Annotated in this window: 8 protein-coding genes; all 8 read left to right on the forward strand. The window is 43.0% G+C overall.

Annotated elements, in window-relative coordinates; genetic code table 11:
* Positions 1 to 75: 75 nt before the first annotated feature.
* The 8 genes from pgsA (at position 76) to VK097_RS05505 (ending at position 9,007) form a co-directional block, all read left to right on the forward strand.
* Complete coding sequence (gene pgsA, locus VK097_RS05470) at positions 76 to 654, forward strand: CDP-diacylglycerol--glycerol-3-phosphate 3-phosphatidyltransferase (RefSeq protein WP_324210799.1); 579 nt, start codon at positions 76 to 78, stop codon at positions 652 to 654.
* Positions 651 to 1,898: a competence/damage-inducible protein A gene (locus VK097_RS05475; RefSeq protein ID WP_324210800.1), complete on the forward strand. Its 1,248-nt coding sequence runs from the start codon at positions 651 to 653 to the stop codon at positions 1,896 to 1,898. The genes pgsA and VK097_RS05475 overlap by 4 nt, the downstream gene beginning before the upstream one ends.
* Positions 1,899 to 2,075: 177 nt before the next feature.
* The gene (gene recA / locus VK097_RS05480; protein WP_324210801.1) at positions 2,076 to 3,125 is read left to right on the forward strand and encodes a recombinase RecA; all 1,050 of its coding nucleotides are present in this window, start codon (positions 2,076 to 2,078) and stop codon (positions 3,123 to 3,125) included.
* 561 nt (positions 3,126 to 3,686) lie between these two features.
* Positions 3,687 to 5,252, forward strand: a complete 1,566-nt coding sequence (gene rny, locus VK097_RS05485) for a ribonuclease Y (protein ID WP_324210802.1) — start codon at positions 3,687 to 3,689, stop codon at positions 5,250 to 5,252.
* A 248-nt stretch (positions 5,253 to 5,500) separates the two neighbouring features.
* Entirely contained in the window at positions 5,501 to 6,298 is a 798-nt protein-coding gene (locus tag VK097_RS05490) for a TIGR00282 family metallophosphoesterase (protein WP_324210803.1), read from the forward strand.
* Between the two features lie 260 nt (positions 6,299 to 6,558).
* On the forward strand, positions 6,559 to 6,819 hold the full coding sequence (locus VK097_RS05495) for a stage V sporulation protein S (protein WP_129674070.1): 261 nt from the start codon (positions 6,559 to 6,561) through the stop codon (positions 6,817 to 6,819).
* A gap of 177 nt (positions 6,820 to 6,996) precedes the next feature.
* The gene (gene miaB, locus VK097_RS05500; RefSeq protein ID WP_324210804.1) at positions 6,997 to 8,577 is read left to right on the forward strand and encodes a tRNA (N6-isopentenyl adenosine(37)-C2)-methylthiotransferase MiaB; all 1,581 of its coding nucleotides are present in this window, start codon (positions 6,997 to 6,999) and stop codon (positions 8,575 to 8,577) included.
* Position 8,578: 1 nt separating this feature from the next.
* Positions 8,579 to 9,007 (forward strand): YlbF/YmcA family competence regulator, encoded by a 429-nt coding sequence (locus tag VK097_RS05505; protein WP_324210805.1) that lies wholly within the window; start codon positions 8,579 to 8,581, stop codon positions 9,005 to 9,007.
* The last annotated feature ends 281 nt before the right edge of the window (positions 9,008 to 9,288 follow it).

A 9,288-nucleotide genomic window follows, 5' to 3' on the forward strand; every position in this document is an offset into this window, starting at 1 on the left:
ACCAAATGGAAGTTATTTGTAAAAACCCTTCCTTGCTATTAATGGGAAGGGTTTTACATGCAGGAGGGAAATAGTTTGAATGTACCAAACAGGATGACACTTTCACGAATTCTTTTAATCCCTATTTTCATTATTTTGCTGAGTGTTCCATTCAACTGGGGCGACTGGGATATTGGTGATACGGTATTGCCAATTTCGCACTTTGCTGCTGCGTTATTATTTATCATTGCAGCGGCAACCGACTGGCTTGATGGGTATTATGCGAGAAAATATAATTTAGTGACGAATCTGGGGAAGTTTCTGGATCCGCTTGCCGATAAACTTCTCGTTGCAGCGGCACTGATTTTATTGGTTGAACTCGGGATGGCGCCCGGCTGGGTTGCAATCATTATCATCAGCAGGGAGCTTGCCGTAACAGGGTTACGTCTTGTAGCAGCAGGTGAGGGAATTGTGCTTGCAGCAGGAAGTATGGGGAAATTAAAGACAGCGACCCAAATGATTGCCATTGCTGTATTGCTGCTGCATGATTTTCCATTTTCATACGCAGCTATCCCGTTCGGCATGATTATGCTGTATATATCACTATTTTTCACCGTTGCATCCGGATATGATTATTTTGTGAAAAACTGGCATGTAATGAGGGATTCCAAATGAGAAAAAATTTAAGTGCTGAAATTGTTGCAGTCGGTACGGAATTATTACTGGGCCAGATTGCAAATACGAACGCACAATGGATATCGGAAAAACTGGCTTCAATCGGTATAAATGTTCACCATCATGCCGTTGTCGGTGATAACCTGCAACGGGTTGAAGAACAGTTCCGGATTTCCGGGAGTCGGGCTGATGTCATTATTGTTACCGGTGGTCTGGGTCCGACTGAAGATGATTTGACCCGGGAAGCTTTTCAGCAAATTTCCGGCATGGAAATAGTGGAGCACGAACCAGCCATGAAGAAAATTGAAGCGTTTTTTAAAAAACAGAAAACAGATATGACACCAAATAACAGAAAGCAAGCACGTGTTTTTGCCGATTCTGACGTTATTGAAAATAATACGGGAATGGCATCAGGCATGTCGCTGACTTATGAGGGAAAAACATGGTTCTTTTTACCGGGTGTGCCGAAAGAAATGAAGCAGATGATGACAGATAGTGTTTTGCCGCATCTTCAGCGGCTGTCAGGTGAGGAGACGAAGATCAAATCAACCATGCTCCGTTTTACCGGGATTGGGGAATCACGGCTTGAACATGAGCTGCAGGACATCATTCGGCAGCAGACGAATCCGACAATCGCTCCTTTGGCTCAAAATGAGGGTGTGGCGATCAGGCTGACAGCAAAAGCAGCGACTGATGATGAGGCCACTGAGCTGATTGAGCGGACAAAAAAGAAAATTATTGACAGAATTGGACGCCATTATTACGGCGATGACGACCAAACGCTGGAAGAGAAGGTTCTGGCATTGCTGAAGCAGGCGAACAAATCTGTTGGAGCGGCTGAAAGTTTAACAGGCGGCATGTTTACAGACAAACTGATAGCTGTACCCGGTGCTTCTGAGGTATGCCGCGGCGGGATTGTCTGCTATGATACAAAAGTAAAAGAGAAGGTGCTGCACATTCCTGAAAATCTCATACGCCAGTATGGCACCGTCAGTGAAGAATGTGCTGCGGCTATGGCTGAAAATGCCTGCAGTCTGTTGGATGCTGATATTGGAATCAGTCTTACCGGGGTTGCGGGTCCTGACAGCGTAGAGGGATACGAGGCAGGCACAGTATATATTGCTTTGTATGATAAATCAGGGGAAAAGCTGACCAGAAAATATAATTTTTCAGGCGGCCGTCAGGCAATTCGAAAGCGAGCTGCTGTGAAAGGCTATGAACTTTTATTCAATTTATTAAATTAAATTTATGGAATACATTTTTTCATTAAAAATTATTTTTTGCATCTTGTTTTCTATTAAAATTCCTTTTTAAAGAATTTAGCTGCTTTAAAAAACGGGAACATTTATTCGTTTTATTCTTGGCAAATCTCTTAAAAAAGAGTATGATATAATTAGTTCATTCATAAGGAGGTAAGCTCGTTGGGAGATAAAAAACAAGCTTTAGATATGGCGTTAAAACAAATTGAAAAACAGTTCGGCAAAGGCTCAATCATGAAACTCGGTGAGCAAGAAGGACAAAAGGTTGCAACGATTCCAAGCGGATCGCTTGCTCTGGATGTCGCTTTAGGGATTGGCGGCTACCCGCGGGGACGCGTCGTCGAAATTTACGGTCCAGAATCCTCAGGTAAAACAACGGTTGCACTGCATGCGATTGCTGAGGCTCAGCAGCAAGGCGGACAAGCTGCGTTTATTGATGCCGAGCATGCCCTTGACCCGACATATGCACGGGCTCTTGGTGTAGATATTGAAGAATTGCTTTTATCACAGCCGGATACCGGTGAACAGGCGCTGGAAATCGCTGAAGCATTGGTGCGCAGTGGTGCCGTTGATATTATTGTAGTCGATTCGGTGGCTGCGCTGGTTCCGAAAGCGGAAATTGAAGGTGAAATGGGCGACTCACACGTCGGTTTGCAGGCACGTCTGATGTCACAGGCTCTAAGAAAGCTTTCTGGAGCTATCAACAAATCCAAGACAACAGCTGTATTTATCAACCAGATCAGAGAAAAAGTAGGGGTTATGTTCGGGAACCCGGAAACAACCCCTGGCGGACGTGCTCTTAAGTTCTATTCATCTGTCAGACTGGAAGTGCGCCGGGCAGAGACATTAAAACAGGGAAATGAAATGATAGGGAATAAAGCAAGATTAAAGGTTGTCAAAAATAAAGTCGCCCCGCCGTTTAAGCAAGCAGAGGTTGATATTATGTACGGTGAGGGCATTTCCAAAGAAGGCGAAATACTGGATGTAGGTTCAAGTCTTGATATAGTTCAAAAAAGCGGTGCATGGTATTCCTATAATGGAGAACGGCTCGGACAAGGCCGGGAGAATGCCAAGCAGTTCCTGAAAGAAAATAAGAACATTAAGATGGAAGTTCATCATGCGATCCGGGAGCATTATAATATGGATGACGCACCAGAAGAAGAAGCTGGAGAAGGGTCCGAAGAAGACAACCAGGAAAGACTGGATGTTTAAAAAGGTTGTTCAAAAAGTCCGGTAACAATGACACATTGGTGTTTCCAGTCGGCTTATTTCTCAGCGGTTCATGTATCTGATTGCATATATTCCGCTTCTTGGAAAAGAAGAACACTAATGCTCGTGTGCGAGGTAGCTAAGTGAAGCTTACCTTGCGCTTGAAACTGCGACTCCTCGAACTGCCCGGTTTTTGTTATCTTTCTTTTTGAACACGCATGTAAATTTCATATATCTCCAAATCCTTTGCTGGCATAGTCCGGTAAAGGTTTTTTTCTCGCCTAAACGGGCAGCAGGATCCCCGTTTCAATACTTCAAGGAAACCAGACAAGATAAGCAGGGGATTGGCTGCCCGTAAAGGTCTGATTCTGTTCAACTGAATGATGTATCATTATATTTCATGCAACAACTATTACGATTTCTTGACATTAGCTAAAGGTAACAGTAAAATTAAATTGTATAATTTTCTATTATATTATACAATAATTTATTTATTATTGAACATTGTACATGCCGACAATAATGAATCAATTGTAAAACTTTATAGCAATAGGAGGTGAAATCATGGATAATCCCTTAATCATCTCCATTTTGCTTGCCGTAATCCTAATCGTCGGTATTGTTGTTGGTTATCTGATTCGTAAATCTATTGCAGAAGCTAAAATTTCCAGTGCGGAAAATTTAGCCAAACAAATAGTAGATGAGGCGCATCGTAATGCGGATGCTGCCAAGAAAGAGGCACTTCTTGAGGCGAAAGATGAAAATCATAATCTTCGTCAGCAGACAGAAGAAGACTTACGTGAACGGCGATTGGACGTACAAAAACAGGAAAATCGTCTGATGCAAAAAGAAGAGAATCTGGACAGAAAAGACGAAACGCTTGATAAGCGTGAAACTACGCTGGAGGAAAGGGAAGAATCACTAACAGAAAAACAACAACAAATTGAAGAAATGGAAAGCAAAGTGGAAGAGATGCTTAATGAGCAGCAAACGGAGCTTGAACGGATTTCCGGTTATACAACTGACCAGGCAAAACAAGTTATTTTGGAGCGAGTTGAGCAAGAGGTAAAACACGAATCAGCTTTAATGATCAAAGAAGCTGAGAATCGTGCTAAAGAGGAAGCAGATAAGAAGGCCAAAAGCATTCTTTCACTGGCCCTGCAGCGCTGCGCTGCAGATCATGTTGCTGAAACAACCGTTTCTGTTGTAAATCTTCCAAACGATGAGATGAAAGGGCGGATCATCGGCCGGGAAGGGCGAAATATCCGTACCCTCGAAACATTGACTGGAATTGATTTAATCATTGATGATACGCCGGAAGCGGTCGTTCTGTCAGGGTTTGACCCAATACGCAGGGAAATCGCCCGGATGGCACTGGAAAGACTCGTACAGGATGGCAGAATTCATCCGGCCAGGATTGAGGAAATGGTTGATAAGGCCAGACGTGACGTTGATGACTATATTCGTGAAGTTGGTGAGGAGACCACGTTTGAGGTTGGCATACATGGGTTGCATCCCGACCTCGTCAAAATTCTTGGCCGCCTGAAGTATCGTACCAGCTATGGTCAGAATGTATTGAAGCACTCTACTGAGGTTGCATATCTCTCAGGATTGCTTGCTGCTGAATTAGGCGAAGATGAAACACTGGCAAAAAGAGCCGGCTTGCTTCATGATATGGGTAAAGCAATTGATCATGAAGTCGAGGGAAGCCATGTTGAAATTGGCAAAGAACTTGGGGTCAAGTATAAAGAACATGAGGCTGTTATCAATTCGATTGCTTCTCACCACGGCGATGAAGAGGCGACTTCCGTCATTGCTGTTCTGGTTGCTGCAGCCGATGCACTATCAGCTGCCAGACCTGGAGCGAGAAGTGAAACACTGGAAAACTATATCAAACGTCTCGAAAAATTGGAAGAAATTTCGGAATCCTTCTCAGGTGTTGAGAAGTCATTCGCTATTCAGGCTGGAAGAGAAATTAGAATCATGGTTAAGCCTGATGAGATCAATGATATTGATTCAGTTCGAATCGCACGCGATATTCGTAAACAAATCGAAAGCCAGCTTGATTATCCAGGACATATTAAAGTAACTGTCATCAGAGAGACAAGATCAGTAGAATATGCTAAGTAAATTCAAAAGTTTTAGCGCCCCGATTAGTGACGTGCAAATCCGACTGAACCACAGGAGATAAAGGAAATACGTTGAGTGAAAGCAATCGATGTTGACTTATCGTATGGAGGTGAGGGGTGAGGAAGCCACGCTACAACTTAGCGCTGAAACTAGATAAAAGCGGCCGTTCGGGCCGCTTTTAATTTGCTTTACAATAGCTGGGCACTATGCAACACTGTGATTAATTCATATAGATAGGATGAGCAATAATGCAAATACTTTTTATAGGGGATGTTGTCGGTTCTCCAGGCCGGGATATGGTGCAGACATATCTTCCGAAACTGAAGGAAAAATATCGTCCCAATATGATCATTATTAACGGAGAGAATGCAGCAGCAGGCAAAGGAATTACCCAAAAGATTTATAAGCAATTTCTCGAATGGGGTGCACATGTCATTACAATGGGCAATCATACGTGGGATAAAAAAGAAATATTTGAATTTATTGATGATGCCAAGAATATGATCAGGCCTGCCAATTTTCCAGAAGGCACACCCGGAAAAGGCATGACTTTTGTTAATATAAATGGCACGGAAATTGCTGTTATTAACATTCAAGGACGCACGTTTTTACCTGCAATTGATGATCCATTCCGGAAAGTGGATGAACTGATCGAACAAGCCAAAAAACGAACAGATATTATTTTTGTTGATTTTCATGCGGAAGCAACAAGTGAAAAGCAGGCGATGGGCTGGCACCTGGACGGGAAAGTCAGTGCCGTTACAGGAACACATACGCATACACAGACGGCGGATGAGCGGATATTGCCGAATGGAACGGCGTATATTACGGATGCAGGTATGACAGGCCCTTATGACGCCATATTGGGCGTGGAGCGGGAAGCTGTCATGAAGAAATTTTATACCAGCTTGCCGGTACGTTTTGAAATTGATAAAAAGGGAAGATCCCAATTAAACGGTTTTCTTGTTATGGTTGATGAAAAAACGGGAACCGCTTCCAAAGCTGAACGCATATTAATTAATGACGATCACCCGTTTATCAGCTGATTGAAAAAACACCCCACTGAATGAAGTTTCACTTTTCCCCGGACGTAATGGTCAGTAATCCGCCCAAAAACTGCGGTTAACTGCCCATAAATCCCCGATTCTGTTCAACTAACATTCAGTGGGGAAAAAAGCATCCTACTGAATGAAGTTTCACTTTATTTGAATGTTTAGAATTATTGGTGCATAATAAGTAATAAGCTAACATCTCCAAGAATATAGTAGCATTAGAACTACAATAGTTAATGAAGGAGGAACTAGCAGTGGAAGTATTAAAAGTGTCAGCTAAATCCAACCCAAATTCAGTAGCAGGTGCATTAGCGAATGTTTTACGGGAACGGGGATCTGCGGAGATACAGGCAATCGGTGCCGGTGCATTGAATCAGGCTGTGAAAGCAGTTGCGATCTCAAGGGGGTTTGTCGCTCCGAGCGGAGTTGATTTAATCTGTATACCGGCATTTACCGATATTATGATTGAAGAAGAAGAGCGGACAGCAATCAAATTAATTGTGGAACCCAGATAATCTGACTTTTAAAACCAATTGAATGTTTTCGTCATAGCTGAAGCCTTCCTATTATGCTAGGAGGGTTTTTTATTTGTGCAGTATCCTTCATGTATTGTTTAATATAGCTGAAGGCTTTATAATGTAATAATGTATATATATAGATAAGTGTTTTTATATATGAAAGGAGTTCCGATTATGAACGAGCAGCAGCGAAAACAACAGGCGCAAATTAAGCCATCCGAAAATCCGGCGGACATAAAATCCGATGGGGATAACATGGAACGGCTAAAAAGTACAACCAGCGATGATATGATTGCCAAATATTTTGAAACAACATACGAGCCTCCGAATTTAAATAAAGCAAGGAAACGCGGCCGGGATGATGTTGAAGTTCACTATGATTTTGGCATTCCTGAGGATATGGAAAACATCGGAGAAGGCCGGAAATTCATGATCCGTACATACGGCTGCCAAATGAACGAACATGATACAGAAGTCATGGCCGGAATTTTGAATGAAATGGGTTATGAGTCAACAAATGATACTCAGGATGCAGATATTATTTTGCTGAATACTTGTGCCATAAGGGAAAATGCAGAAAATAAAGTGTTCGGTGAAATCGGCCACTTAAAAGCGCTGAAACGCGAGAAGCCCGATTTAATTCTTGGTGTGTGTGGCTGTATGTCCCAGGAGGAAAAAGTTGTTAACCGGATTTTGAAAAAACATCCGCAAGTTGATCTGATCTTTGGCACCCATAATATCCACCGACTGCCACACCTTGTGAAAGAAGCAATGTTCGGCAAGGAAAAAGTGGTGGAAGTATGGTCCAAGGAAGGCGATATCATTGAAAACCTTCCGAAAGCACGCAAAGGCAAAGTCAAAGCATGGGTCAACATTATGTATGGCTGTGATAAGTTCTGCACTTACTGTATTGTGCCGATGACCCGGGGGAAAGAACGGAGCCGTCTTCCCGAAGATATCATTCAGGAAGTACGCCATTTAACCGCACAGGGTTATAAGGAAATCACGCTGCTTGGCCAGAACGTCAATGCGTACGGCAAAGATTTCGAGGATTCCGGCTATGGCCTTGGCGACTTAATGGATGATCTCCATAAAATTGATATACCGAGAATTCGGTTTACAACGTCACATCCAAGAGATTTTGACGACCGTCTGATTGAAGTGCTTGCTAAAGGTGGCAATCTGCTTGACCATATCCATCTTCCTGTACAGTCCGGAAGCAGCGAGGTGCTTAAGAAAATGAATCGCCGGTACACACGCGAAGAGTATCTGGAACTGGTCAGGAAAATTCGTGAAGCGATGCCGAATGCGACACTGACAACTGATATTATCGTCGGGTTCCCGAATGAAACAGAGGAACAGTTTGAAGAAACGATGTCACTGGTTGAAGAGGTTGGCTTTGAATCTGCCTTCACATTTATTTATTCACCTCGGGAAGGTACACCGGCAGCCCGGAAACAGGATGATGTTCCTGAAGAAGTGAAAAAGCAGCGCCTTTACCGTTTGAATGAACTGGTGAATAAACAATCAGCCGAATCGATGCAACAATATAAGGATAAAGTTGTAAAAGTTCTTGTCGAGGGTGAGAGCAAAAAGGATCCTGATGTGCTGGCCGGTTATACGGAACGAAACAAATTGGTTAATTTTAAAGCCCCTAAATCAGTTGTCGGCAAAATCGTTGATGTAAAAATTACAGAAACCAGAACATGGTCATTAAACGGTGTCATGGCAGAAACAACAGCAGAGGTGAAATAAGATGGCAGAATATACACGTAAAGAAATATTGGATGAAGCCAAAAAATTGGCGAACATGCTCGCCAACACAGAGGAGATTGACCGTTTCAAACAGGTCGAAGCCAAAATTAATGATAATAAGAAAGTCCAGCGGTTAATCACAAAAATAAAGACATTGCAGACACAGGCTGTGAACTTTCAAGCATACGGAAAAACGGAAGCGCTGAAAAAAGTCGAAGAAGAAATTGACCGGCTGCATGCTGAAGTGGATGATATTCCGATTGTTCAGGAATTCAAAGACACCCAGGGCGTTGTTAATGATGTTCTGCAGCTCGTTTCCGGAACAATCTCACGAGAGGTTACCAATAATGTTATAACCTCAACCGGCGGTGACCTGCTGTCAGGGGAGACCGGCACAAACATGGAAAACGAGTCATCGGACCGGCAATAAGTAAAAGGGCTGGGACATACCGCTGCGGAAAAATACTTGGTACTCGTCGTGTTGTAAGTGATTTCGGCGAAGCAGCACTCCTCGTCCTCGCAGGTCGCAGATTACTCTGGCTCTGGGAAGCCTTGCTTTGTGCACGTCGCACTGCGGGGTCTCATCTAGGCCTATGCTTGCCCAGGAATCTCAGCATTTTTCTCCCTGATTTTGGTGAAAACCGATTATATTATAAAAAGAAAAATCTAAACTGATTTGGAATTTAACTCACGAATTTTGAATCATAGTTC

The sequence above is a fragment of the Lentibacillus sp. genome, assembly GCF_035301675.1.
Lineage (GTDB): Bacteria > Bacillota > Bacilli > Bacillales > Amphibacillaceae > Lentibacillus.

What these genes read in the sequence shown, in the direction of transcription:
- VK097_RS05475 (WP_324210800.1), top strand. Translation starts at nt 651, where the DNA reads ATGAGAAAAAATTTAAGTGCTGAAATTGTTGCAGTCGGTACGGAATTA.
- rny (WP_324210802.1), top strand. Translation starts at nt 3,687, where the DNA reads ATGGATAATCCCTTAATCATCTCCATTTTGCTTGCCGTAATCCTAATC.
- VK097_RS05490 (WP_324210803.1), top strand. Translation starts at nt 5,501, where the DNA reads ATGCAAATACTTTTTATAGGGGATGTTGTCGGTTCTCCAGGCCGGGAT.
- miaB (WP_324210804.1), top strand. Translation starts at nt 6,997, where the DNA reads ATGAACGAGCAGCAGCGAAAACAACAGGCGCAAATTAAGCCATCCGAA.
- VK097_RS05505 (WP_324210805.1), top strand. Translation starts at nt 8,579, where the DNA reads ATGGCAGAATATACACGTAAAGAAATATTGGATGAAGCCAAAAAATTG.